This window comes from Tsukamurella paurometabola (assembly GCF_900631615.1).
GTDB classification, from domain to species: Bacteria; Actinomycetota; Actinomycetes; order Mycobacteriales; family Mycobacteriaceae; genus Tsukamurella; species Tsukamurella paurometabola_A.
In genome coordinates, this window is the sequence record NZ_LR131273.1 from 523,203 (window position 1) to 547,602 (window position 24,400).

At 71.7% G+C, this 24,400-nt stretch carries 23 protein-coding genes; 9 read left to right on the forward strand and 14 right to left on the reverse strand.

The window, feature by feature from the left end:
* Position 1 precedes the first annotated feature (1 nt).
* From pth to ELY19_RS02740, 3 genes are read left to right on the forward strand one after another with little or no spacing between them, the layout of a single operon-like run.
* Positions 2-580: an aminoacyl-tRNA hydrolase gene (gene pth, locus ELY19_RS02730; RefSeq protein ID WP_126194831.1), complete on the forward strand. Its 579-nt coding sequence runs from the start codon at positions 2-4 to the stop codon at positions 578-580.
* The gene (locus tag ELY19_RS02735; protein ID WP_126194832.1) at positions 577-1,155 is read left to right on the forward strand and encodes a GNAT family N-acetyltransferase; all 579 of its coding nucleotides are present in this window, start codon (positions 577-579) and stop codon (positions 1,153-1,155) included. The genes pth and ELY19_RS02735 overlap by 4 nt, the downstream gene beginning before the upstream one ends.
* 43 nt (positions 1,156-1,198) lie before the next feature.
* Positions 1,199-2,803: a peptide chain release factor 3 gene (locus tag ELY19_RS02740; protein ID WP_126194833.1), complete on the forward strand. Its 1,605-nt coding sequence runs from the start codon at positions 1,199-1,201 to the stop codon at positions 2,801-2,803.
* A gap of 22 nt (positions 2,804-2,825) precedes the next feature.
* Here ELY19_RS02740 and ELY19_RS02745 read toward each other — a convergent pair whose 3' ends face one another.
* Positions 2,826-3,527, reverse strand: a complete 702-nt coding sequence (locus ELY19_RS02745; protein WP_126194834.1) for an HD domain-containing protein — start codon at positions 3,525-3,527, stop codon at positions 2,826-2,828.
* A complete protein-coding gene (locus ELY19_RS02750; RefSeq protein WP_126194835.1) occupies positions 3,524-4,135 on the reverse strand; it encodes a TetR/AcrR family transcriptional regulator in 612 nt (203 codons plus the stop codon). The genes ELY19_RS02745 and ELY19_RS02750 overlap by 4 nt, the downstream gene beginning before the upstream one ends.
* Before the next feature lie 52 nt (positions 4,136-4,187).
* Here ELY19_RS02750 and ELY19_RS02755 point away from each other — a divergent pair, with 52 nt between their 5' ends.
* The gene (locus tag ELY19_RS02755; protein ID WP_126194836.1) at positions 4,188-4,628 is read left to right on the forward strand and encodes a PaaI family thioesterase; all 441 of its coding nucleotides are present in this window, start codon (positions 4,188-4,190) and stop codon (positions 4,626-4,628) included.
* A gap of 79 nt (positions 4,629-4,707) precedes the next feature.
* Here ELY19_RS02755 and ELY19_RS02760 read toward each other — a convergent pair whose 3' ends face one another.
* The 3 genes from ELY19_RS02760 to ELY19_RS02770 form a co-directional block, all read right to left on the reverse strand.
* Complete coding sequence (locus ELY19_RS02760; RefSeq protein WP_197716028.1) at positions 4,708-5,352, reverse strand: LysE family translocator; 645 nt, start codon at positions 5,350-5,352, stop codon at positions 4,708-4,710.
* Between the two features lie 70 nt (positions 5,353-5,422).
* Positions 5,423-5,725, reverse strand: coding sequence for a hypothetical protein (locus ELY19_RS02765; protein ID WP_126194838.1), 303 nt, complete (start codon positions 5,723-5,725; stop codon positions 5,423-5,425).
* Between the two features lie 314 nt (positions 5,726-6,039).
* On the reverse strand, positions 6,040-7,041 hold the full coding sequence (locus ELY19_RS02770) for an enoyl-CoA hydratase/isomerase family protein (protein WP_227967143.1): 1,002 nt from the start codon (positions 7,039-7,041) through the stop codon (positions 6,040-6,042).
* Positions 7,042-7,114: 73 nt separating this feature from the next.
* Between ELY19_RS02770 and ELY19_RS02775 the strand changes: the two genes are divergently transcribed.
* Entirely contained in the window at positions 7,115-8,926 is a 1,812-nt protein-coding gene (locus ELY19_RS02775) for an ABC-F family ATP-binding cassette domain-containing protein (protein WP_126194840.1), read from the forward strand.
* 151 nt (positions 8,927-9,077) lie between these two features.
* On the opposite strand, the gene ELY19_RS02780 is transcribed toward ELY19_RS02775, so the two are convergent.
* The 7 genes from ELY19_RS02780 to metG all read right to left on the reverse strand — a co-directional run bounded on the left by ELY19_RS02780 (position 9,078) and on the right by metG (position 18,513).
* Complete coding sequence (locus ELY19_RS02780) at positions 9,078-11,525, reverse strand: heavy metal translocating P-type ATPase (RefSeq protein WP_126194841.1); 2,448 nt, start codon at positions 11,523-11,525, stop codon at positions 9,078-9,080.
* A 28-nt stretch (positions 11,526-11,553) separates the two neighbouring features.
* Positions 11,554-12,516 carry a DUF8832 domain-containing protein gene (locus ELY19_RS02785; RefSeq protein WP_126198662.1) on the reverse strand — a complete coding sequence of 321 codons (963 nt, stop codon included), beginning with the start codon at positions 12,514-12,516 and terminating at the stop codon, positions 11,554-11,556.
* 148 nt (positions 12,517-12,664) lie between these two features.
* A complete protein-coding gene (locus ELY19_RS02790) occupies positions 12,665-13,579 on the reverse strand; it encodes a 4-(cytidine 5'-diphospho)-2-C-methyl-D-erythritol kinase (RefSeq protein WP_126194842.1) in 915 nt (304 codons plus the stop codon).
* Between the two features lie 10 nt (positions 13,580-13,589).
* Positions 13,590-14,483 carry a 16S rRNA (adenine(1518)-N(6)/adenine(1519)-N(6))-dimethyltransferase RsmA gene (gene rsmA / locus ELY19_RS02795; RefSeq protein ID WP_126194843.1) on the reverse strand — a complete coding sequence of 298 codons (894 nt, stop codon included), beginning with the start codon at positions 14,481-14,483 and terminating at the stop codon, positions 13,590-13,592.
* Between the two features lie 18 nt (positions 14,484-14,501).
* Entirely contained in the window at positions 14,502-15,998 is a 1,497-nt protein-coding gene (locus ELY19_RS23965; protein ID WP_126194844.1) for a resuscitation-promoting factor, read from the reverse strand.
* 106 nt (positions 15,999-16,104) lie between these two features.
* Complete coding sequence (locus ELY19_RS02805; protein WP_126194845.1) at positions 16,105-16,953, reverse strand: TatD family hydrolase; 849 nt, start codon at positions 16,951-16,953, stop codon at positions 16,105-16,107.
* A gap of 6 nt (positions 16,954-16,959) precedes the next feature.
* Complete coding sequence (gene metG / locus ELY19_RS02810; RefSeq protein ID WP_126194846.1) at positions 16,960-18,513, reverse strand: methionine--tRNA ligase; 1,554 nt, start codon at positions 18,511-18,513, stop codon at positions 16,960-16,962.
* A 146-nt stretch (positions 18,514-18,659) separates the two neighbouring features.
* Here metG and ELY19_RS02815 point away from each other — a divergent pair, with 146 nt between their 5' ends.
* Complete coding sequence (locus tag ELY19_RS02815) at positions 18,660-19,484, forward strand: endonuclease domain-containing protein (RefSeq protein ID WP_126194847.1); 825 nt, start codon at positions 18,660-18,662, stop codon at positions 19,482-19,484.
* A 161-nt stretch (positions 19,485-19,645) separates the two neighbouring features.
* Here the strand turns inward: ELY19_RS02815 and ELY19_RS02820 are convergent, their stop codons facing one another.
* Entirely contained in the window at positions 19,646-19,918 is a 273-nt protein-coding gene (locus ELY19_RS02820) for a hypothetical protein (RefSeq protein WP_126194848.1), read from the reverse strand.
* Positions 19,919-20,075: 157 nt separating this feature from the next.
* On the opposite strand from ELY19_RS02820, the gene ELY19_RS02825 reads away from it, so the two are divergent.
* The gene (locus tag ELY19_RS02825; RefSeq protein ID WP_227967144.1) at positions 20,076-21,230 is read left to right on the forward strand and encodes an aminodeoxychorismate synthase component I; all 1,155 of its coding nucleotides are present in this window, start codon (positions 20,076-20,078) and stop codon (positions 21,228-21,230) included.
* A gap of 35 nt (positions 21,231-21,265) precedes the next feature.
* Complete coding sequence (locus ELY19_RS02830) at positions 21,266-21,763, forward strand: hypothetical protein (protein ID WP_197715971.1); 498 nt, start codon at positions 21,266-21,268, stop codon at positions 21,761-21,763.
* Here the strand turns inward: ELY19_RS02830 and rsmI are convergent.
* A complete protein-coding gene (gene rsmI, locus ELY19_RS02835) occupies positions 21,736-22,530 on the reverse strand; it encodes a 16S rRNA (cytidine(1402)-2'-O)-methyltransferase (protein WP_232015613.1) in 795 nt (264 codons plus the stop codon). The genes ELY19_RS02830 and rsmI overlap by 28 nt on opposite strands.
* 63 nt (positions 22,531-22,593) lie before the next feature.
* Here rsmI and ELY19_RS02840 point away from each other — a divergent pair, with 63 nt between their 5' ends.
* Entirely contained in the window at positions 22,594-24,195 is a 1,602-nt protein-coding gene (locus tag ELY19_RS02840; protein WP_197715972.1) for a dolichyl-phosphate-mannose--protein mannosyltransferase, read from the forward strand.
* Positions 24,196-24,400: the final 205 nt, after the last annotated feature.

Sequence of the window (24,400 nt, forward strand, 5' to 3'; positions counted from 1 at the left end):
CATGACCGACCGGCCACTCATCGTCGTGGGGCTGGGCAACCCCGGCGAGAAGTACGCCGGGACCCGGCACAACATCGGCTTCGACGTGGTCGACGAGCTCGCTTCGCGCGCCCGCACCTCCTTCTCCCGGCACAAGAAGTCGGGGGCGGAGGTCGCGGGCGCGCGGCTCGTCGGCCGCCAGGTGTACCTGGCGAAGCCGCAGTCCTTCATGAACCTCTCCGGGCAGCCCACGGCTGCCCTGGCCCGGTTCTACTCGGTGGAACCCACCGACGTGATCGCCGTGCACGACGAGCTGGACATCGACTTCGGCCTGGTCCGGCTCAAGCGCGGCGGCGGCGAGGGCGGCCACAACGGGCTCCGTTCCCTCACGCAGCACCTGGGCACCAAGGACTACCTGCGGGTGCGCGCCGGGATCGGTCGGCCGCCGGGCCGTCAGGACCCCGCCGACTACGTGCTCAAGCCCTTCGCCAAGGCGGAGAAGCCCGAGGTGCCGCTGCTGGTCACGAACGCCGCGGACGCCGTCGAGCTGCTGATCCGCGACGGTCTCGAGCCCGCGCAGAACACGGTGCACGCCTGGTGATCACCTTCCGGCGGGTCACGCGCGCGGACTTCCCCCTCCTCGCGTCGTGGCTCGCCGAGCCGCACAACCGGCGCTGGTGGCACCACGAGACCTCCCCCGAGGCGATCGAGCGCGACTTCGGGCCGTCGGTCGACGGTGCCGAGCCCTCGCAGGACTGGCTCGGGCTGGAGGCCGGGAACGGAGCGGGCGGGCCCGCTCCCCGCGACGATGCCCGGACCCCCTTCGGCCTGATCCAGCGGCAGCGGTGGATCGACTACGCGGACGAGCCCGAGACCGCCGCGGTCGCGTCATTGGTGGACCTCGGCCCGGCCGATTACGGCATCGACTACCTGATCGGCTCCCCGGCGGCCACCGGGCGAGGCCTCGGCACGGCGATGATCGCGGCGATGTGCGAGGTGATCTTCACCGAGTTGGGCGGCGAGCGGGTCGTGGTCTCCGTCGCGGCCGGTAACCGCCGCTCCTGGCGGGCGCTGGAGCGGGCCGGCTTCACCCTGGTGGGTCACGCCGACATCCCGCCCGACAACCCCGTCGACCCGCCGGACCACGTGGTCTACGCCCTTTCGCGTCCCGCGTGACCGCGACGGGATCTACCTGCGGATACGGGTACACTGGCTCCCCGTGAGTTCCATTGCCGACGAGGTCTCCCGCCGCCGCACCTTCGCCATCATCAGCCACCCCGACGCGGGCAAGTCGACGATGACGGAGGCCCTGGCGCTGCACGCCCGGGTGATCAACGAGGCCGGCGCGATCCACGGCAAGGCCGGCCGCAAGTCGACCGTCTCCGACTGGATGGAGATGGAGAAGGCGCGCGGCATCTCCGTCAGTTCGACGGCGCTGCAGTTCAACTACACCTCGTCGGGCGCCGCCGAGGACGCCGAGCCGTCGGTGATCAACCTGGTGGACACCCCCGGCCACGCCGACTTCTCCGAGGACACCTATCGCGTGCTGACGGCCGTCGACGCGGCGGTCATGCTCATCGACGCCGCGAAGGGCCTGGAGCCGCAGACGCTCAAGCTCTTCCAGGTGTGCCGCCACCGCGGGATACCGGTCATCACGGTGATCAACAAGTGGGATCGGCCCGGCCGCACGCCGCTGGAGCTGCTCGACGAGATCTCCGAGCGCATCGGCCTCACGCCCACGCCGCTGTACTGGCCCGTCGGCATCGCGGGCGACTTCCGCGGACTGCGCGACGTGCGCAAGGACGAGTACGTGCACTTCACCCGCACCGCCGGCGGCGCGAAGATCGCTCCGGAGGAGCACCTTTCGACCGACGCCGCGCTCGACCGCGAGGGCGACGTGTGGGCCGAGGCGGTCGAGGAGACGGACCTCATGACCGAGATGGGCCAGAGCCACGACCAGGAGATGTTCCTCGCGGGCCAGACCTCGCCCGTGATCTTCACCTCGGCGATCCTCAATTTCGGTGTGCGGCAACTGTTGGAGGCCCTCGTCGAGCTCGCGCCCGCGCCGCACGCGCGAACCGCGATCGATGACACCGAGCGCGAGGTGACCGACCCGTTCAGCGCCGTCGTCTTCAAGGTGCAGGCGGGCATGGACGCGGCGCACCGGGATCGCCTCGCGTTCATGCGGATCGTCTCCGGCGAGTTCGAGCGCGGCATGGTCGTCCAGCACGCGCAGACCGGCAAGCCCTTCGCGACCAAGTACGCGATGACGGTGGTGGGCCGCGACCGCGAGACCGTCGAGACCGCGTACCCGGGCGACGTCGTCGGCCTCGTCAACGCCAACGCGCTCTCCCCCGGCGACACCCTGTACGACGGCGCCAAGGTCCAGTTCCCGCCGATCCCCTCGTTCGCGCCGGAGCACTTCGCCGTGGTCCGCGCCGACTCGGCCGGTAAGTACAAGCAGTTCCGCAAGGGCATCGAGCAGCTCGGCACCGAGGGCGTGGTCCAGTTGCTGCGCAACGACGTCCGCGGCGACGCCTCCCCCGTGATGGCCGCCGTCGGGCCGATGCAGTTCGAGGTCGTGGTCGCCCGCATGAAGACGGAGTTCAACGTCGATGTGCAGGTCGAGCACCTGGGCTACTCCGTGGCGCGCCGGACCGATTCCGCCAGCGCGGACGAGCTGAACCGGCAGCGCGGCGTGGAGGTCTTCGAGCGCAACGACGGTGCGCTGCTGGCCCTGTTCTCCGACAAGTGGCGGTTGCAGTACATCGAGAAGGAGCACCCGGCACTGACGCTGGAACCCCTGGTCGCCGCGGCCGACTGAGACCGGCCGGCATCACCTGCCGTCAGCGCGGGACGGGACCGGGCAGCCGGTCGAGGGGATTGAGCCGCACCGGCAGGGCGATCCCCGCCCATCGCATCGCCGCGGCCACTGAGCGCGGCCGCACCGCCGCCTCATGGGCGATCGCGGCGAGGAAGGCCGTTGCGAAGCCGTCGCGGGGGTAGTGCGCGCACACCATCTCCGCGAACCGTCGATCCAGTTCCGCCGCACGGTATCCGGCCACATCGAGGTGCGCCGCGTCATGCAGGGCTCCCGCGAGCGGTTCGCGGGAGGCGATCGGGTCGAAGTGGCGCTCGACGGCCCGTGCGATCCGCTCGCCGCTGGGGCCCGGGACGAGGGACCGCGCCGTCGATCCGCCGTGCGCGGCGAAGCAGCCGAACCGCGTGTCCTCGGGCCCACCCAGGTGCAGGTCGTGGAGCAGGCACGCGATGAACAGCTCCTCCTCGTCGACCGGCGCCGGCGCGAGGACGCGGGCCCACTCCCAGCAGCGGAGGCTGTGCGCGAGTACCGGTGCGTCCAGCGTCCCCACGGCGAGCTCGTACGCTCGCGCGGCGTCCGCGCCGCCGGGGAGCGAGGTGGGGCCGCGGTCCCGGCCCAGATCCCCACGCGGCCCTGCCGCCGCCTGCGGGATCCTGACGCCGGCGATCGCCGCGGCCTGCGCCATCAGAACGAGCCGCCGCCCGAGCGACAGCTCGCCCGGCGTCATCGGGACGCCTCCAGCCGCGACTCCGACCGGCGGCGCACGTCGGCGATCAACACCTCCGCCTCGGTCGTCCCGATCAGGCCGCGCGCGGCGAGGGCGAGGAGACCGTTGATGCCGGCCCAGCACTGGATCACCTCGGCCCGCGCCGGACCCGCGGGTTCGCCGACGGCGCCGATCACCAGTTCCAGGGCCTGCGACAGGTAGCCGCGGACCTCGCGGCGGGCGGCGCGGACCGTCTCCGAGCCCTCGCCGTGCACGTCGGTGAGGCCGAGCAGCCGGAAGGCCATCGGCTCGCGACGGTGGAAGTCGAGATACTCGTCGAAGGCGAGCCGCGCGGCGTCGGCCCCCGTCGCCGTACCGACCGCCGCCGCCATCGCGGCCACGTGCTCGCGGCCGATCCGGCACGCGAGCACGGCGTACAGGTCCGCCTTCCCGCCGGGGAAGTTCGAGTAGATGCTGGTCAGCGCGACGTCGGCGGCCGCAGCGAGCTCGTCGACCGAGGTCCCCCGATATCCCTGAGGCCGGGCGTAGAGGGCGCGGGCGGCGTCGAGGAGCGCGGCGCGTGTGCGGCGGCGGCGCTTGTCGGAGGGTTCCGTCAGAAGCGATTCCATGGCACTATCCTAGACATACTTCGTTTTCATAGTTCAACTAGGAGAACAACGAATGGCCATCTCACCTGATCAGCTCGACGCCGCCGCCGACGGCTCCGAGATCATGAAGCAGTTCGTGCCCGCGTCGCCTTTCGTGGCGCTGCTCGGCGTGCAGTTGGAGGAGATCACCGACGGCGCCGCAACACTTCTCGTGCCGTACCGGCCGGAGCTCACGACGGTCGGCACGATGATGCACGGCGGCCTCATCGCCGCGGCGGCGGACATCGGCGTGATGGTCGCGGCCTGGGCCGGCCGCCCCGTGCCGGACAAACTGCGCGGCGTCACCGCCTCGCTGTCGGTGAACTTCATCGCGCCGCTCATCGAGGACGGCCTGCGGGTGCGCGCACACCGCCTGTCCACCGGCCGGAGGACCAGCCACGTGCGGTGCGACATGTTCTCGCAGACCGGCGACGTTCTGGTCGCGAGCGCCACCGGCACCTACCAGGTGGGCTGACGCCGGAAACCGCCGTTGAATCGCATCTCGATCGACGTTCTTCGCCGCCAATCGATTCACCGTCGGTGTCGGAACGCACTCACACGCGGGCGCGCTGCGGGACCTCGCGGGCGAGGAGCAGCGCGACGGCGCCGAGCAGGGTGCCGGTGATCCGGCGCTGCCACGCGGCCCACGACGGGCGCCGTGCGATGAGCGCGGCCACCGCGCCCGCCGCGACCACGATCGCGGCGTTGACCAGCATCGACACCGTGATCTGCACGCCGCCGAGGAGAAATCCCTGCGCCGCGGTGTGCCCGCGCGCGGGATCGATGAACTGCGGGATCAGCGCGAGGTACATGATCGCCGCCTTCGGATTGAGCAGGTTGGTGACGAGCCCCATGCGGAACAGCTTGCCGTTCGAATCACGCGGCAGGTCCGCGGTCTCGAACAGCCCCCGCCCTCCGGGCCGCAGCGCCTGAAAGGCGAGGTAGCCGAGGTACAGCGCGCCGGCGGCCTTGAAGCCCATGAACAGCCACGGCACCGCGACGAACACCACGGCGAGCCCGACGTTCGCGAGGGTGAGGTAGACGACGAAGCCCACCCCGGTGCCCGCCAACGAGATCAGGCCCGCGGTGCGACCCTGGCTGATGCTGCGCGAGACGAGGTAGATCATGTTCGGCCCCGGCGTGAGCACCATCGCCAACGCCGTCACCACCATTCCCGCCACGGCGGTCCACGAAACGATCATGGACAGCATCGTCGGCGACGACCGGCGGCGCCGTACATAGCCAGTCGGGGACGACTGGCCCGCGCGATCAGAACGAGACGGGGAATAGCTCGGTGCGCGCGATCACCCGGTCGCGTTCACCGGTGAGCGCGAGACGCCGCGGGTCCGAGAGGTAGCCATCGAGCGCGGATCGATCCGGAAAGCGGTACAACTGAACTTCGTTCGGCTGCCCGTCGCCGCCCGCCCCGATGGCCCGTTGGACGACGATGCCGCCATGCTCAGGGAGCAACGCCAGCACGGCATCCTCGTACTCGGTGAGTGCGCTCTCGAGTCCGGGCCGGGCCCACAGGAGACAACACAACTGCAGAGCGACCTCGGCCGGTTCATCCATCAGTGCACTGTATCGCCACTGCCCACGCAGCCGAGCGCGATGGTCGCGGAGAGGAGGAGGGGCGATCGCGGGTCTATGACATCGTGACCATCGGCGCCAAATCGGACATCAGCCCTGTCCGGTTTGGCACCAGCGGTCACGATGTCATAGAGCGCGATTCCCCAGCCCGCCCGGCACCGTCGACCCCCGCCCCGCACCGTCGGCGCTCCCTAGCGGGACGTGCAGCGCCCTCGCGTGTCGTGCACTCCCTACGTCCATGGACCTGGGGAGGTGGCCGCCCCGCTAGGGAGCGCCACGAGCGAACCCGCCGGGCGTCAGGAGCCGAGGAGGGCCTCGATCTCGCGCTCCTCGACGTCGTTCATCGTGGCGGGCGAGAACTGCGGGTCGCGGGTCTTGTCGATGAGCACCGCGCGGATGCCCTCCACGAAATCGGGCCGACGGACGAGGCGGGCACCCACGACGGCCTCCTCGGCGAGGCACTGCGCCAGAGTGCGGTCGCGCGACTCCTGAATCAGATCGAAGGTGACGAACACCGAGGTGGGGCAGGCCGTGGCCAGTTGCTCGCGGGCGGTGTCGGCCCAGGCGCCGGAGGTCGTCGCGAGGCCGGCGAGGATCTCGGTCACGGAGTCGCGGCCGAAGACGTCGGCGATCTCGTCGAGCGGGAGCGTCGCAGCGGGGGCGGTGTCGCCGAAGCGGGCGAGCACACCGTCGAGCTCCTCCCCGGCGAGGAGGGCGGCCTTGACGTCCGGCATGGCCGAGGACGGCACGAAGTGCGTCGCGAGCCCGACGGCCAGCGCGTCGCCGGCGCCGATCCGGGCCGCCGTCATACCCATGAGCTCACCGACGCCCTTCGGGAGGCGGCCCAGCAGGTACGTGGCGCCGACGTCGGGGAGGAAGCCGATCGCGACCTCGGGCATCGCGATCAGCGCCTTCTCGGAGACCACGCGATGCGAGCCGTGGATCGAGACGCCCACGCCGCCACCCATGTTCACGCCGTCGATGAGGGCGATCACGGGCTTGGGGAACTCCGCGAGGCGCAGATTCATGTCGTACTCGTCGCGGAAGAAGGGGGTGAAGTCCTCCCCCGCCACCACCTGATCGCGGATGGCGCGGATATCGCCGCCCGCGCAGTAGGCCTTGGGCGAGGCGGAGGTGATGAGCACGCGGGTCACGGCGTCATCGGACTCCCAGGCCTGCAGTGCCGCGTCGATCGCGTGGACCATGTCCATGGTGAGCGCGTTGAGCGCCTTCGGACGGTTCAGCTCGATGTGGCCGGTGCCCCCGGCCACGGTGGTGACGATCTCGGCGTCGCTCACAGCCCACTCCTCGCGTTTAGTCGCATATCCAACTAAATCAGTATGGCAGGTGCCCGCGTAACCTGGACCCGCGATGGCGAATCTTCTCGGCGCGGACGCGCTGCACCTCGAGTACCCGACCAAGACGGTCTTCGATTCGGTGTCCCTCGGCGTCAACGAGGGCGACCGGATCGGCATCGTCGGCCGCAACGGCGACGGCAAGTCCAGCCTGCTCGGCATGCTGGCCGGCACCCGCGAGCCCGACTCCGGCCGCGTGACCCGACGGGGCGGGGTCCGGGTGGGCGTGCTCACCCAGACCGACCTGTTCGACGACGACGACACCGTCGGGCACGCCGTCGTCGGCGACACCGAGGAGCACGTCTGGGCCGGCGACCCGAAGGTGCGCGACGTCATCGCCGGCCTGCTCACCGACCTCCCGTGGGACGCGCGGCTCGGCGAGCTGTCCGGCGGTCAGCGGCGCCGCGTGCAGCTCGCGCAGCTCCTCGCCGGCGAGCACGACGTGCTGATCCTCGACGAGCCGACCAACCACCTGGACGTCGAGGCCATCGAGTGGCTCGCCGGCCACCTCAAGAACCGCTGGCCCGCGAACCAGGGCGGCCTGCTCATGGTGACCCACGACCGGTGGATCCTCGACGAGGTCTGCACCGCGACGTGGGAGGTGCACGACCGCATCGTCGAGCCCTTCGAGGGCGGCTACGCCGCGTACATCCTGCAGCGCGTGGAGCGCGACCGGCAGGCGGCGTCCATCGAGCAGAAGCGGCAGAACCTCGCCCGCAAGGAGCTGGCCTGGCTGCGCCGCGGCGCCCCCGCCCGCACGAGCAAGCCGAAGTTCCGGATCGACGCGGCGAACGCCCTCATCTCCGACGTCCCGGAGATCCGCAACAAGACCGAATTGCAGTCGCTCGCGGTCTCCCGGCTCGGGAAGGACGTCGTGGACATCCTCGACGTCTCGGTGAGCTACGGCGAGAAGCAGGTGCTCAGCGACATCGAGTGGCGCATCGCCCCCGGCGAGCGCACCGGCATCCTCGGCGTCAACGGCGCGGGCAAGTCGACGCTGCTCGGGCTGATCGACGGTGCGGTGCAGCCCACGACCGGCACCGTCAAGCGCGGCAAGACCGTCAAGGTGCAGACGCTGACGCAGCGCCTCGACGAACTCGAACAGCACTGGGACGATCCCGTACGGGTGGTGCTGGCGAACCTCGCCACGAGCTTCACCGTGGGCAGCGGCTCCAAGGCGCAGGAGCTCACGCCGGCGCAGCTGCTGGAGCGGCTGGGCTTCGCATCGGCGCAGCTCTCGACGCCGGTCAAGGACCTCTCGGGCGGGCAGAAGCGTCGCCTGCAGCTGCTGCTCATCCTGCTGGATTCGCCCAACGTGCTCATCCTCGACGAGCCGACCAACGACCTGGACACCGACATGCTGGCCGCGATGGAGGACCTCCTCGACTCGTGGCCGGGCACGCTCATCGTCGTCTCCCACGACCGCTACTTCCTCGAGCGCGTCACCGACCAGCAGTACGGCATCCTCGATCGGCGGCTGCGGCACCTGCCCGGCGGCGTGGACGAGTACCTGGCCCTGCGGCGCGCTCAGCACGGTGCGGGTTCGGGATCCGGTTCCGGCCGTGCGGGTTCGACGGTGACCGCCACCCCCGCCGAGCCCGGGCTGAGCGGCGCGGAGCTGCGGGCCGCGCAGAAGGAGGTCGCCTCCGTCGAGCGCCGGATGACGAAGCTGACCGAGCAGGTCGAGAAGGCGAAACTGGCACTCGCCGAGCACGATCAGGGCGACTACGCGGGCCTCGCCGAGGAGATGAAGAAGATCTCCGCGCTGGAGGACGAGCTCGCGGAGCAGGAGCTGCGCTGGCTGGAGCTGTCGGAGGCGCTGGAGTAGGCGGCCGCTCACGACATTCCACTCCTCGTAGCCGGCGCGACGCATATGTCCGCGGCCGGGCGCTCAGATGGAATTCGTCGACGCGATCACGGCGCAGCGCCGGCCGAGGCGCGGATGATCCGCGCGCCGGCCGGCGCTGCACTACTCGGGCTCAGGCGACGTTCGCCGCGTACTTCGCCGGGTCGGCGTCGAACTTCGGGGCGCACGAGGGGCAGCAGAAGAAGTACCGCTCGCCGTCGTAATCGCGGAACAGCCCGGCCGCCTCGGCGTCCGCCTTGACCACCGGATTGCCGACCATGACCGGGCAGGTGGTCGTGGGGCTCACCGGCGGCGTCGCCGCCTCCGGCCCCGCGGCGCTGCGGAATCCGCGCAGGCGCAGGCTGTTGCCGACGACGAAGACGCTGGAGAAGGCCATCGCCGCGCCGGCGAGCATCGGGTTGAGCATGCCCAGGGCCGCCACCGGGATGGCCGCGACGTTGTAGGCGAACGCCCAGAACAGGTTCGTCTTGATCGTGCGGAGCGTGCTGCGCGACAGGCGGATCGCGTCGACCGCGGCGCGCAGGTCACCGCGCACCAGGGTGATGTCCGCGGCCTCGATCGCGACGTCCGTGCCCGTGCCCATCGCCAGTCCCAGGTCGGCGGCGGCGAGTGCGGGGGCGTCGTTGACGCCGTCGCCGACCATCGCCACCACGCGGCCCTGCGCCTGCAGGCTGGTCACCACGGTCACCTTGTCCTGCGGCATGACCTCGGCGATCACCTCGTCGATGCCCACCTCCGCGCCGATCCTCCGGGCGGCGGCCTCGTTGTCGCCGGTGAGCAGCACGGGTGTCAGGCCCAGCGCCCGCAGTTCCCGGATCGCCTCCGCGCTGGTGGGTTTCACGGTGTCGGAGACGACCAGGATCCCCCGCGCGGCACCGTCCCAGCCGACGGCAACGACCGTCGCGCCCTGCGCCTTGGCGTCCGCCTTGGCCGCGGCGAGCCCGTCGGACAGGCGCAGCGCCCAGTCGGCGAGGAGCGATTCACGGCCCACGATCACGCCGTGACCGTCGACGACGCCCTGCACGCCCTGCCCCTCGATGTTCGCGAAACCCTCGACGGGCGCGAGCGATCCGAGCTTCGCGGCCGCCCCCTTGGCGATCGCCTGCGCGATCGGGTGCTCGGAGGCGTCCTCCAGTGCGCCGGCGTAGCGGAGCACGTCGAGCCGGTCGACGCCCTCCTCGGCGATCACGTCGACCAGGGTCATCCGGCCGGTGGTCACGGTGCCCGTCTTGTCGAGCACCACGGTGTCGACGCGGCGGGTCGACTCGAGGACCTCGGGGCCCTTGATGAGCACGCCCAGCTGCGCACCACGGCCGGTGCCGACGAGCAGCGCCGTCGGGGTGGCCAGGCCCAGCGCACACGGGCAGGCGATGACGAGCACGGCGACCGCGGCGGTGAAGGCCGCGGAGGCCGGGAAGCCCGCGCCGAGCCAGCCGCCCAACGCGATCGCGGCGATCGCGATGACGATCGGCACGAAGACGCCGGAGATCCGATCGGCCAGGCGCTGGACCTCGGCCTTACCGGTCTGCGCCTCCTCCACGAGCCGTGCCATCTGCGCGAGCTGCGTGTCCGCGCCGACGCGGGTGGCCCGCACCACGAGGCGCCCGCCCGCGTTGACGGTGGCACCCGTGACCGCGTCGCCGGGGCCGACCTCGACGGGCACCGATTCGCCGGTGAGCATCGAGGCGTCGACCGCGGAGGTGCCGGAGACGACCACGCCGTCCGTGGCGATCTTCTCCCCGGGCCGCACGACGAACTCGTCGTCCGCGCGCAGCTCGTCGACGCCGATCTTCACCTCGGCCCCGTCGCGCAGGACGGACACCTCCTTGGCACCGAGCTCGAGCAGCGCGCGCAGCGCCGCCCCCGCCCGCCGCTTGGAGCGCTTCTCGAAGTAGCGCCCCGCGAGGATGAACATCGTGACGCCGGCGGCCACCTCGAGGTAGATGTTCGCGGCACCGTCGGACGGCGCGAGCGTGAGGCTGAAGGGGTGCTTCATGCCCGGCTCCCCCGCCGTGCCCAGGAAGAGCGCGTACAGCGACCACAGGAACGCCGACAGCGTGCCCATCGAGATGAGGGTGTCCATCGTGGCCGTGCCGTGCTTGAGGTTGGCCCACGCCGCCTTGTGGAAGGGCCATGCGCCCCACAGGATCACGGGCGATGCCAGGGCCAGCGACGCCCACTGCCAGGAGGTGAACTGCAGCGCGGGCACCATCGCCATGGCGATGACCGGCACGCCGAGCACGACGGCGCCGAGGAGCCGGGTGCGCAGCGACGCCAGCTCGGCATCGGCCGGGGAGGCGTCGTCCCCCTCCGGGTTCGACGGTGCCGTCCCCACCGGCGTCGCCCGGTACCCGGCGGCAGCGACCTCGTCGATCAGGCGTTGCGCGTCGACGCCCTCGGGCGCGAGCACCTTCGCCTTCTCGGTGGCGTAGTTGACCGTGGCGCTCACGCCGTCGATCTTGTTCAGGCGCCGCTCGATCCGGTTCGCGCACGAGGCGCAGGTCATGCCACCGATGTCCAGTTCGATGGGCGCGCCGCCGGTGGTGCCGGGTGTGCTCATGATCGATTCCTCTCCTCCTCGGTGGTGGTCAGTGCCCGCCGTGGCCGTCGGCCGGCGCGGCGGATGCGGGTGCGGACGCCGGGGTCTGCGGCGCGGTGGGCGCGGCCGCGTCGAGCACGAAGCTCGCGGTGCGGACCACCCCGTCGACCTGGAAGTCCAGGTAGAGCAGGTAGCGCCCCGCGGTGGGGGCCTGCGCCTGGAAGGCGATGGCGGGCCCGCCGGTGTCGCCGGGCTTCGGTTCGGCACCCTCGGGGTGGACGTGCAGGAACGCGAGGTCGCCCTGGCGGAGCGCGACGAGGTGGCCGAAGGCCCCGAGGTAGGGCTGCAGCGCCGTGACGGGCGCGCCGTCGCGCGTGACCCGCAGCGTGACGGGGCTCGACGCGCCGGCGACGAGGTCGCCGTCGAGCGCGACGGTGAAGCCGTCGACCCGGGCGATGCGCGAGGGCGCCGGGTCGGCGGGGGTGTACCGACCCGCGACCTCGACGGTGCGCGAGAGCGTGACCGGGGAGCCGGAGGCGGGCGCGAAATCGGCGTAGAGCCGGTACGTGCCCGCGTCGGCCCAGCTCCAGGGCACCGACCAGGTGCCCGTAGCGCGGTCGAGGGTCGGGTGCACGTGCCGGAACAGGGTGCCGTCGGAGCGGACCGCGATGAGGTGCAGGTCCTTCTCGTGCGTCGTCGTGTACGCCGTGACGGGGGCACCGGCGGCGTCCTCGATGCGGAAGCTCAGGGTGCCCGCCTCGCCCACGGCGCGCGGCGCCCCGACGGGCGACAGGGTGAGCCCGTCGGTGCTGAGGGCGACGCCCTTGAGCGGGGCCGCGGCGCCGGGAGCGGCCGCCGCCGGGGCGCCGTGCCCGCCGTGCCCCTGGTCCGCCTGCGCGTTCCACTGCGCGACGGCGCCGTCGGGCACCACCGCGCCGGCGATGCCGTACGCGCCGCCGAAGGCCACCACGAGGCCAGCGCCGTAGATCGCGAGTTTCGCCGCCGGGTTCATCGATCGCCGCGTCGTCCGGCCGTCCATGATTCCTCCTCGGTCAGGGGTACCCCTAGTGGGTATCTGAACCTGAATGTATACCCCCTAGGGGTATCACGCAAGGCCGCGACGACCCCGATCAGAGGAGAGAACGAGAGGGAGCGCGCGCCTACGGCACGACGGTGGCGCCCGGCACGGGACCGGAGGCCACACGCACCGTCCGGCAGACGCCGGCGCCGGCGAGTTCGGTGCCCACGTCGACCGCGTCGTCGGCACTCGCACACAGGAAGGCGCAGGTGGGGCCGCTGCCGGAGACGATGCCCGCGAGCGCGCCCGCCTCCATGCCCGCGCGCAGCGTGCGCCGCAGGCCCGGCTGCAGCGACAGGGCCGCGGCCTGCAGGTCATTGACCAGCAGCGGCGCGAGGCGGTGCGGATCGCCCGAGGCCACAGCGGCCAGCAACGCGTCGGGGCTACCCGCGCGCGGCGGATCGCCGGCCTCCCGCAGCCGGTCGAGCTCGTGATACACCGCGGGGGTACTCAGCCCGTCACGCGCGAGGGCGAGCGTCCAGTGGAACTCGCCGCGGGCGAGCGCGGGGATGAGCCGTTCGCCGCGGCCGGTGCCGAGCGCCGTGTGGCCGTGCAGGGAGAAGGGCACGTCGGAGCCGAGCGTCGCGGCCACCTCGTCGAGCTCGTCGCGGCCGATGTCGAGCCCCCACAGCGTGGCGGCGCCGAGCAGCGCGGCCGCGGCGTCCGCGGAACCGCCGGCCATGCCGCCGGCGACGGGAATGCCCTTGGCGATGTCGATGCGCATGTTCGGGTCCCGGTCGTACCGCTCGGCAAGCGCGACCACGGCCCGCGCGGCGAGATTGGTCGGGTCCGTCGGCACGTCGCGGGCCCCGTCGCCCGTCACGTGGAGCGACAGCGCGTCCGACGGGGTGAGGGTCACATCGTCGTGCAGGGAGAGCGCCTGGAAGACGGTGACCAGCTCGTGGAAGCCGTCGGGCCGCACGTCGCCCACCCCGAGGTGAAGGTTCACCTTGGCGGGCGCCCGCACGGTCAGGGGGGTCGGAACCACGGAAAGCACGCGGTCCAGACTACGGGGCGGGCGCCGCGGGCCGAGCGGCGGCGAGCGCGGAGAACTGCTCGACCGAGAGCTTCTCGCCCCGCTCACGCGGGTCGATACCGGCCGCGACCAGCAGTTCCTCGGCCGCGGCGGGAGATCCGGCCCAGCCCGCGAGCGCGGCGCGCAGGGTCTTGCGGCGCTGCGCGAAGGCCGCATCGACCGCCGCCCACAGGCGGGCGCGGTCCACGTCGGGCCGGCCGTCGGGGCCGTGCAGGTCGATCCGCACCAGCCCGGATTCGACGTTGGGTTCGGGCCAGAACACCGCCCGCCCGACGGTGCCCGCCTTACGCACGCGCCCGTAGTACGCCGCCTTGACCGACGGGACGCCGTAGACGCGCGACCCCGGCGCCGCGGCGAGCCGGTCCGCCACCTCGAGCTGCACCATCACGAGCACGGTGCGCAGCGTCGGGACCTCCGCCAACAGGTGCAGCAGCACCGGCACCGAGACGTTGTACGGGAGGTTCGCGACGAGCACCGTCGGGGACCCCGCGGCGGACACCTGCGCACCGGTCACCGTGAGCGCGTCCTCGCCGATCACCGTGAGGTTGCGGGCGAGTTCGGGGGCGCGCTCGGCCACCGTCTTCGGGAGCTGTTCCGCGAGAACGGGATCGATCTCGATGGCGGTCACGGAGGAGACGGCGTCGAGCAGCGCGAGGGTGAGCGACCCGAGGCCCGGCCCCACCTCGAGCGCGACATCGTCGGGCCGCACGTCGGCCGCGGCGACGATCTTGCGGACCGTGTTCGGATCGTGCACGAAGTTCTGCCCCAGCGTCTTCGTGGGACGAACGGACAACTGCTCGGCCAGGCCGCGGATCTCCGCGGGGCCGAGCAGTCGTGCCTGATTCTTGAATTCGGCGCCGGTCACCGGTGTGACTCTACCGAGCTACTCCGAATTGCCGGACAGTCCGAGGCGCGCCGAGCAGGACGGCCACGCGCCCCAGCCCTGCGCCTTGAGCGTCTTGCGGGCGATGTCGATCTGCTCCTCGCGGGTGGCGAGGTCCGCGCGCGGGGCGTACTTGCCGCCGCCGTGGCGCAGCCACGTGCCGTAGTCGAACTGGACGCCGCCGTAGAAGCCGTTGCCCGTGTTGATCGACCAGTTACCGGTCGACTCGCACTGCACGAGGCGGTCCCAGACCGAGCCCGGCGGGACGTAGGGCGCGCCGGGGGCGGTCCCCACGGCGGTGACGCCGGCGACGCCCGCGTCGAGGACCTTGGACCCGATCCGCTCGCGGGAGACGACCTTGCCGTCCACGACCTTCTCGCGGTACTGGACCTCCTGCTTACCCGGCTTGCCCGGGTCCTTGATCTCGGTCTTGCCGTTGATCAGCTTCGGGTCGTCGACCTTCTTCGGCGGCGCCGTGTACGGCTCGGTGACCGTGACGGTGGCGGTCCGGTTCCGGTTGACCGAGATGGTCATGCCGGGGGTGACCGGGGTGTTGGCGCTGGGCTTGACGGAGTCCTGCTGGATCAGCGGCACTCCCATCTTGGCGAGGTACTCGCCGACGGTGCGGCCGGCCGCGTTCGCGGAGACCTTGCCGCCCGCGTCGATCACGGTGGCGGCGACGGGCGTCACCACCGAGACGGCGGCACCGTCGAGCGGGACCTGCGCGTCGAGCGGGAGGGAGACGAAGTTCTTCGCATCACCGAGGCCGGCGGCGGCGAGCGCGGCACCCATCGTCGTGTCGGTGGTCTTGACGGTGCGGACCTTGCCGTTCACGTTGACGGCGATGTCGCGGGCGTGCTGCACGGAGATCGGCTGACCGGGCTTGACGGTCTCGCTGAGGCCGGGGCTCACCCGGTCGTCGGCGCCGGCGGCGATGCCCGCGGAGCCGAGGATCGACTTCACCGAGCGGCTCATCGTGGAGACCTCGCGGGTCTGCCCGTCGACGGTGACCGTGAAGTCCTGGTACAGCGCGGCGGCGGTGCCACCGGAGGCCATCAGGGCGACGAGCATGGCGCCGGTGACGGCGCGGACCGGGGTGTTCTCGAGCTTGGCGGAGAGCCCGTCGAGGACGCCGGACTTGCCGTCGTCCGCCGATGCCTGCGCGGCGGGCTCGGGAGCCCCGTCGGCGTCGGCGTCGAGGACGGCGGGCGCCTCGGGCTGCGGGTGCTCCGCGTTGTACTTCTCCTCGGCCTCGAGCGCCAGGCTCTCGGCCTCCGCGACGGCGTCGTCGCCGTAGACCTCGGCCTCGAGGTCGATGATCTCGCGGTCCGTCGCCGGATCGAGGGGACGCGCCTCGATGTCGCTGAACCGGGCGAAGACCTGGGTCACGTCGAACTCCGCGGTGCGTTCCCGGGTGGCGCCGAAGGCGCCGCGACGTGCGTGCGAGGTGGGCTGATCCACCGTGGTGGTGTTGTCGTCTGCGTCGAGCTCAGGCACTGGTGACTTCCCATGGGTGGACTGCAGGTATGGCGGTCGGCGACGTTTCGGTCGCCGTTACATCACAGTACGGTAACGGAGAAGCCGGAGACGTGCCAGCTTCTGTTCATTTCGCGCCCGCGAATGTGGCGCCGAACACACGCTCCGCGGTCGCCGTCGTCGCCGCCGCGATCTCCTCCGGGGCGACTCCGCGCAGGTCAGCGAGGTATCGGGCGGTGTACGGGATGCAGTACGACTCGTTGGGCGTACCCCGGTACGGGTGGGGTGTGAGATACGGCGCGTCGGTCTCGACGAGCAGTTGACCGTCCGGAACGAGACGCGCAGCCTCCTGCAGCTCGGTCGCGTTGGTGAACGTGACCGTGCCCGAGAAGCTCAGGACGTAGCCGCGGTCCACGCACTCCCGCGCCATCGCCGCGTCGCCGGAGAAGCAGTGGAAGATCACCGTCTCCGGGGCGCCGACGCGCTCGAGGTCACGCAGGATGTCGGCGTCGGCCTCGCGGTTGTGGATCATCAGCGGCTTGCCCAGCCGCTTCGCCAGGTCGATGTGCCACTCGAAGGCCGCGTGCTGCTGCGCCGGCGTCGCGACGTCCTCCCGCTTCCCGAGCCAGTACCAGTCCAGCCCGGTCTCGCCGATCGCCACGCAGCGCGGATCGGACGCGAGGCGCTCGAGCTCCGCCGGCGCACCGTCGAGCTCCAGCTGGTGCGCGTCCGTCGGGTGCAGGGCCACGGCGGCGAACACCCGCTCGTCCCAGCGGCTCGCCTCGATGACGAACCGCGCCTGCTCGAGGTCGCAGGCGACGGTGACGACCCGGTCGACGCCGACGGACGCCGAGCGGTCGACCACCTCGCGGACGGCCTCGGGGGTGCGGGCGCGGCAGCCGTCGAGATGGGTGTGCGCGTCGACCAGGCCGGGCAGCGGTGCGGGCAGCGGAGGCGGCGGCTTCTTCTTCCCCACGACCGCTCAGGCCTCCGGCTCGGGCTCGACGTACCGCGGGAAGACGCCCTGGGGCTTGGGCAGGGCGGTGCCGGGCACGAGGCGGGTGCCGACGGCCTCGAAGGTGCGCTGGTCCTTCGGCTGCTCCAGCAGGGTGAGCAGTTCCTCCGCGGACTCCGGCATCACCGGCTGCAGCAGCAGCGCGACCTGGCGGACCACCTCGGCGGTGACGTAGAGCACCGTGCCCATGCGCTCGGGGTCGCTCGCCTTGAGCTTCCACGGCTCCTGTGCGGAGAAGTACCGGTTGGTCTCGGCGAGCACCTCCCAGATCGCCTCGAGGTAGAGGTGCAGGGCCTGGTCGCCGACGTGCCGCCGGGACGTCGCCAGCAGACCGTCGGCCCGGGCGAGCAGGGCCTCGTCGTCGGGCGTGAACGGGCCCGGTGTGGGGACCGTGCCCGCGCAGTTCTTGTTGATCATCGACAGCGAGCGCTGCGCGAGATTGCCGAGCTCGTTCGCGAGATCGGCGTTGATGCGGCCGACGATGGCCTCGTGGCTGTAGCTGCCGTCCTGGCCGAAGCTGACCTCACGGAGCAGGAAGAAGCGCAGCGCGTCGAGGCCGTACTCGGCGATGAGGGCGTGCGGGTCGACCACGTTGCCGACCGACTTGCTCATCTTCTCGCCCTTGTTGAACAGGAAGCCGTGGGCGAAGACGCGCTCGGGCAGCTCGATCCCCGCACTCATGAGGAACGCGGGCCAGTAGACGGCGTGGAAGCGGATGATGTCCTTGCCGATGATCTGCAGCTTCGGCGGCCAGAACGTCCGGAACCGCTCGGAGTCCGTGTCCGGGTAGCCGGCACCGGTCAGGTAGTTGGTCAGCGCATCGACCCAGACGTACATGACGTGGTCGGGGTCGCCGGGCACAGGGACGCCCCAGTCGAAGGTGTCGCGGCTGATCGACAGGTCCTTGAGGCCGCCCTTGATGAAGCTGACGATCTCGTTGCGGCGGGTGGCCGGCTCCAGGTAGCCGCCCTCGCGATCGAGGAGCTCCAGCAGCCGGTCCTGGTACGCGGACAGCTTGAAGAAGTAGGACGCCTCCTCGGTCCACTCGACCTCGGTGCCGGTGTCGGTGGCGACGCGGGTGCCGTCCTCGGTGACCGTGGTCTCGTCCTCCGCGTAGTACGCCTCGTCGCGCACGGAGTACCAGCCGGAGTACTTGCCGAGGTAGATGTCGCCCGCGTCGACCATCTTCTGCCAGATGGCCTTCGACGCCTCGTAGTGGTCGGCGTCGGTGGTGCGGATGAACCGGTCGAAGGTCGAGCCGACGGCCCGCTGCAGCGCCTCGAAGGCAGCGGCGTTGCGGTCGGCGAGGGCCTTGGTCTCGATGCCCTCCTTGGCGGCGGTCTGCTGCATCTTCAGCCCGTGCTCGTCCGTGCCGGTGAGGTAGAAGACCTCGTAGCCGTCGAGGCGCTGGAACCGCGCGATCACGTCGGTGGCGATGTACTCGTAGGCGTGCCCGATGTGGGGCACGCCGTTCGGGTAGGCGATCGCCGTGGTGATGTAGAAAGCCTTGTCTGCAGCCATGGTGCGCCCAGCTTATCGGTGCCCGGAGGCGGTCCGGCAAGCACGTTTCCCGGGCGCGCGTCAACCCCCTGTGGAAACTCCGAGTCCTTCCACAGGCGGCGTCCGGTGGAACTGTCCGCCCGGGTCCGCTGCGCCAGCATCACCCCATGGGGGAACACGGGGTGCACACACGCGAGGAGCTCCTGGATTCGGATTGGACCGACAGGGCGATCCGGGTCGCCGTCCATGCCGAACGCCTGGAGCGACTGCGCCCGGGGTGGTACGCGGAGACCGGGGCGGATCCGGATGTCGCCCGCGCCGTCCGGCTGGGCGGCGCGCTGAGCTGCATGTCCGTCCTGGCGCGCGAGAAGGTCTGGGTGCCCGAGTCGGCGCGCGGACTGCACGTCCGGCTGTGCCGACGGAAGTCGTCGGGACCTCACAGCACGTACCACGCCTGCGGCAGCGGACTGGGCGATCCGCCCCGCGCGGTGGACGATCTCGAGACCGCAGTCCGTGCAGTCGTCGGCTGCATCCGGGGCGATGATTTGGTCGCCGTCCTCGACTCGATCCTGCACCGGAAACTGATGCAGCCCGCCGAGCTGGCCGGTGTCCTGCGCGAGGCGCCGCGCCGGGTGCACCGGGCCCTCGCCGCCGTAGACGGCAGTGCAGATTCCGGCACCGAGACCCGCGTTCGTCTGCACGTGCGGCGCAAGCGGTTGGAGTACCGGACGCAGGTGTTCCTTCCCGGCGTCGGCTACGTGGACATCCTGGTGGGGCGGAGCCTGGTGATCGAATGCGATAGCGAGGAGCACCACTCGGGCCAAGCGATCGAGGCGGATCGCGAGCGGGACCTGGCCCTGCACATCCTGGGATTCGAGGTGCTACGTCTGTCCTACCAGCAGGTGTTCCACCAGTTCCCGAAGGTCGAAGCGGCGATCGCCCGCAAGATCGTCGCCGGCGATCACCGCCGGCCGGTCGACTTCACGCCGTGACGCCCAGCTACCCGGGATACCCGCTGAAATGTGCGCCACAGCGGCGCCGCCCATCGACATCGCGGGGGTCGCGCCGCTCAGCAACTCATCTCAGCGCATACAGCGCCTATGTCCGACGTTGCGCGCGTAGCCGGAAGGCGTTCACGAGCGCGGACTGCCCGTCAGCCGGCGAGGACGGACGCCGGCACCGCGTCCAGCGCGATGACGGCGCCGGTCTCATCGAGGCGGAAGCGGGCGATGTCGCGCCCGTAGCGGACGTAGACCACGTCGTAGTCCACGCCGATGACCTCGGTGTCGACGGTCGGCACCGCGGTCGCGGTACCGGCGTACTCGCCCTCCGCGTAGAACCGCACCTGGCTGCGGTCGCCGTGGGCGACGTGCACCCACGCGAGCCGCCCGCCGAGGGCCGTGCCGCCGTCGATCACCGGGTTCATCGTTCCTCCTCCGTGGTTCGGGTGGCGGGCGGATCGGGTGGGTGGGAGAGATCCGCCGGCCGAGATCCACTCTTCCGCCCCGACCCGTCCGGGCACATCCGGTGAAACCCCCATTCCTCCCCCGGATCGCCGCGGTGCGGCGTGACAGGATGGCTCGGTGCATCCGGTCGACATGCTGCGCGCGCTCCGCGACCGCGGCCACCGGCCCGGCGCGCTGCTCGGCGCGTGGGGCGGCTTCCGCGCCGTGATCGCTCCGTCGCCCCGCGTGGAGCCCGGCATCGCGCCCGACGGTGCGCCGTGGCTCGGCATCGTCGGGTACCCGGACACCACCGACGAGCCCCGCCTGGTGCCGGAGGTCCTCGGCGGCGATCCCGGGCCGCTGCTCCTCCTCGACGACGACGGCCGGTGGACCTGCACCGATCCGGCGTTCCCCGTTCCCGACGCCGCGCCCGCCGCGCGCCCGTGGTCCGCCACCTGGACCGCTCCCGACCGCGCGGATCACCGTGCGGCCGTCCTCGCCTGCCAGGAGGCGATCCGCGCCGGCGACGTCTACCAGGTGAACGTGTGCACCCGCTTCGACGGCGCGCTCACCGGCGACCCGCTGGACCTGTTCGCCGACGTCGCCGCCGGCACGCGCCCCGCCAAGGCCGCCTACCTCGAGGGCGACTGGGGCGCCGTCGCCTCCTTCTCCCCCGAGACCTTCCTCTCCGAGCGCGACGGGCTCCTGATCGAGCGGCCCATCAAGGGCACGCTGCCGCTCACCCGGCCGCCGGAGGACCTGCGCGCGAGCGTCAAGGACGTCGCGGAGAACGTGATGATCGTCGACCTGGTGCGCAACGACCTCAGCCGCGTCGCGGAGACCGGCACCGTCCGGACCCCGGAACTCCTGCGGGTCGAGCCCGCGCCCGGTGTCTGGCACCTGGTCTCGACGGTGACCGCCCGGCAGCGGCCCGGCACCACCCGGGCGGATCTGCTCGACGCGACCTTCCCACCTGCGTCGGTCACCGGCACCCCGAAGCTCTCCGCCCGCGAGCGGATCACCGCGTGGGAGCGGCACACGCGGGGCACGTACTGCGGAGCGATCGGCATCGACCACCCGCTGACGGGCCTGGACCTGAGCGTCGCGATCCGCACCGTCGAAGCGCGCGACGGTGCCCTGCGGCTCGGCGTGGGCGGTGGTATCACCATCGACTCCGAGCCGGACGCCGAGTGGCGCGAGTGCCTCGACAAGGCGGCGTCGATCGTCGGGTACCCGGCGCCGGGAGCGGAGCGAGCGGGCCGCGCCGATCGGGCATCTCCCCCGTACGGGTGACGACGCGCCGCGCCACGGGCGGCGACACTGGCCGCATGATCGACCTGCGCTCCCCGGCCCTGCGCCGCTTCCTGCTGCTCCTGGCGGTGGCCTTCGCCGCCGGGCTCGTCTTCGGCGGCTACCTCTACACCCGGCGCGACCCGGTGGTGGCCGGTTTCGTGCCGTGGACCGCGGCGTGGCCGCAGCACGCGGTGGTCGCGGTGGTCGGGGCGTTCCTCGTGCTCGGGATCCGGGCGCGACGGTGGCCGGCCCGCACGCCCGCCCTCACGCCGGCGCGGCTGGTGCTGGCTTCGCCGCTGCTGTTCCTGCTGGTCTTCGCCGCGTTCCGGGCGGGCGTGCAGGTGCTGGCCGGGCTGGACCCGAACTTCACCGTCAACGCGTGGGGCGGCCCGACCTACCTCGGTGCGATGGCCTGCCACTACCTCGACCTCGCGGTGGGCGGCATCGTCGTGGTCGGGGTGCTGCGCCTGATCCTGACCCGGCCGGCGGCGCCCGAGTCGGAGGTTCAGCGGGCGGCGAGCGCCGCCTCGTAGAGCTCGCGTTTGGAGGCCCCGGTCTCCGCGGCGACAGCGGCGCAGGCGTCCTTGAGCCGCTCCCCCGCCTCGACGCGGCGCAGTACCGCGGCGACGTGGTCCTCGGGGTTCGCGGAGACGGCGGCGGCGCCCTCGACCACGACGGTGATCTCGCCCCGCACCCCGTCGGCCGCCCACGCGGCGAGTTCACCCAGCGTGCCCCGCCGGACCTCCTCGTAGGTCTTGGTGAGCTCGCGACACACCGCGGCGCGCCGCCCGGTTCCGAGGACCTCCGCAGCGTCGGCGAGGGTCTCGGCCAGGCGGTGCGGCGATTCGAAGAAGACCGCCGCGCGACGTTCCGTCACGAGCTCGGTGAGCCACGACCGGCGGGCACCGGGCTTGCGCGGGGCGAAACCGTCGAACAGGAACCGCTCGACGGGCAGCCCGGACAGGGCCAGCGCGGTGGTGACGGCCGACGGACCGGGCAGGCAGGTGACCCGGTGCCCGGCCTCGACGACCGCCGCGACCAGGCGATACCCGGGGTCGGAGACCGACGGCATGCCCGCATCGGTGACGAGCAGGACGGTCTCGCCGGCGTCGAGCGCGGCCAGCAGTTGTGGGATGCGACCGGCCTCGTTGTGGTCGTAGAAGCTGAGAATCCGGCCCCGCGGCTCGACGTCCAGGGACGCGGCCAGGGAGCGGGCGCGGCGCGTGTCCTCGGCGGCGATCACGTCGGCGGAACCGAGTGCCGCGACCAGTCGCGCGGTGGCGTCACCCGGGTTGCCCATCGGCACTCCGGCGACGATCAGTGCGCCGCGCGCGTCCTCTGCTCCCACAGCACACACCCTACGATGGGTCGCGTGACAGCTGTGGCGATGCCCGAGGGGCGTAGCGAGGACCGCGAGATGGTGAGCCCCGGGCCGCGGCTCCCACCCGCCGTGTTCGGTGCCACCGACCGCGCCTTCGGCTGGACCGTGACGCTGGTACTGACCGCGGTCGCGGCGGCCACCCGGTTCTTCAACCTGGGCTATCCCAGCAACGACGGGTTCATCGGCAGCACGCCCGTCCAGACTCCCGTCTTCGACGAGAAGCACTACGCGCCGCAGGGCTGGCAGGTGCTCTCGGGCGGGCAGTGGATCGAGGACAATCCCGGCTTCGGGCTCATCGTGCACCCGCCGGTGGGCAAGTGGATGATCGCGATCGGCGAGTGGCTGTTCGGGTACAGCCCGCTGGGCTGGCGGTTCATGTCGGCGGTGTGCGGCACGCTGCTCGTGTTCCTCGTGATCCGCGCGGCGCGGCGGCTGTCGCGGTCCACGCTGATCGGCGGCCTGGCGGGGCTGTTCCTCATCTGCGACGGCCTGACGATGGTCTCCTCGCGCGTCGCGCTGCTCGACATCTTCCTCGTGTTCTTCGGCTTCGCCGCGTTCTCGATGATCCTGGTGGACCGCGACCAGATGCGGGAGCGGCTGCACCGCGCGGCCCTCGAGGAGCGGATCACCGATTCGCTGTACGGGCCGCGGCTGGGCTTCCGCTGGTGGCGCTTCTCCGCCGCGATCATGGTGGGCCTGGCGTGCGGGGTGAAGTGGTCGGGCCTCTACTTCCTCATCGGCGTCCTGGCGCTGTCGCTGGCCTTCGACGTGGCGAACCGCCGCGAGTACGGCGTACTGCGCCCGTGGCGCGGGGTGCTGCTGCGCGACCTGATCCCGTCGGGCATGTCGCTCGGCGTGGTCCCGATCCTGGTCTACCTCGGCACCTTCTGGCCCTGGTTCACCTCCGAGACCTCGGTGTTCCGGTACGCGGTGGGAAATCAGGTCGGTGCGGACGGGCCCTTCGGCTGGGTGCCCGCAGCGCTGCGCTCCCTGTTCTACTACGAGACCACGATCCTCGACTTCCACGACGGCCTGACCAACTCCGCCGGTAACCACCACCCGTGGGAGTCGAAGCCGTGGACGTGGCCGATGGGCCTGCGGCCGATGCTCTACCACTACACCGCGGACCAGTCGGGCGGCATGTGCGGCGACGGGCCGTGCGTCCGCGCCGTGATGGCCGTCGGCACGCCCGCGCTCACCTGGATCGCGGTGCCGGTGGTGCTGTGGGCGTTGTGGAAGATGTTCGTGAAGCGGGATTGGGCCTACGCCGCGCCCGTGACCATGTACTTCGCGACGTACCTGCCCTGGTTCGTCAACCTCGACCGGCAGATGTACTACTTCTACGCGCTCACCCTCATGCCCTTCCTGTGCATCATGATCGCGTTGATCTGCCGCGAGGTACTGGGCCTGGACGGACGCGCGCGCTACTTCGGCTTCGAGCGGCTGCAGCTCGGCCGCTGGCTGGTGGTGCTGTACGCGACGATCGTGGTGCTCAACTTCGCCTGGCTGTGGCCGATCCTCACCGCGACCCCCATACCGATGTGGTGGTGGCGCCTCGAACTCTGGTTGCCCAGCTGGCAGTAGACCTGCTCTCTCGCGTCCGACAGTGCCGCCTGGTCGAGCCCGCGCACCGAGTCGACACGGCCGCTCCGGTGAGCGGGCGGACGGACACCCTCCCCTCCTTCCTGCACAGCAGCGGACGGGACGCCTTTGCCGCCGGATTCGAGGTCGCGGTATTGGCGTGCAGCGCCGGACTGCTCCTCGCGAGCGTCGTGGCGTGGTGGGCGTT

Bases quoted from the DNA above. Each gene is read 5' to 3' on its own strand.
- ELY19_RS02745 (WP_126194834.1), bottom strand. From the start codon at position 3,527: ATGACGCCGGGCGAGCTGTCGCTCGGGCGGCGGCTCGTTCTGATGGCG.
- ELY19_RS02785 (WP_126198662.1), bottom strand. From the start codon at position 12,516: ATGAACCCGGCGGCGAAACTCGCGATCTACGGCGCTGGCCTCGTGGTG.
- ELY19_RS02750 (WP_126194835.1), bottom strand. From the start codon at position 4,135: ATGGAATCGCTTCTGACGGAACCCTCCGACAAGCGCCGCCGCCGCACA.
- ELY19_RS02830 (WP_197715971.1), top strand. From the start codon at position 21,266: ATGATCGACCTGCGCTCCCCGGCCCTGCGCCGCTTCCTGCTGCTCCTG.
- pth (WP_126194831.1), top strand. From the start codon at position 2: ATGACCGACCGGCCACTCATCGTCGTGGGGCTGGGCAACCCCGGCGAG.
- ELY19_RS02755 (WP_126194836.1), top strand. From the start codon at position 4,188: ATGGCCATCTCACCTGATCAGCTCGACGCCGCCGCCGACGGCTCCGAG.
- ELY19_RS02765 (WP_126194838.1), bottom strand. From the start codon at position 5,725: ATGGATGAACCGGCCGAGGTCGCTCTGCAGTTGTGTTGTCTCCTGTGG.
- ELY19_RS02815 (WP_126194847.1), top strand. From the start codon at position 18,660: ATGGGGGAACACGGGGTGCACACACGCGAGGAGCTCCTGGATTCGGAT.
- rsmI (WP_232015613.1), bottom strand. From the start codon at position 22,530: ATGGGCAACCCGGGTGACGCCACCGCGCGACTGGTCGCGGCACTCGGT.
- ELY19_RS02780 (WP_126194841.1), bottom strand. From the start codon at position 11,525: ATGAGCACACCCGGCACCACCGGCGGCGCGCCCATCGAACTGGACATC.
- metG (WP_126194846.1), bottom strand. From the start codon at position 18,513: ATGGCTGCAGACAAGGCTTTCTACATCACCACGGCGATCGCCTACCCG.
- ELY19_RS02840 (WP_197715972.1), top strand. From the start codon at position 22,594: ATGGGTCGCGTGACAGCTGTGGCGATGCCCGAGGGGCGTAGCGAGGAC.
- ELY19_RS02775 (WP_126194840.1), top strand. From the start codon at position 7,115: ATGGCGAATCTTCTCGGCGCGGACGCGCTGCACCTCGAGTACCCGACC.
- ELY19_RS02820 (WP_126194848.1), bottom strand. From the start codon at position 19,918: ATGAACCCGGTGATCGACGGCGGCACGGCCCTCGGCGGGCGGCTCGCG.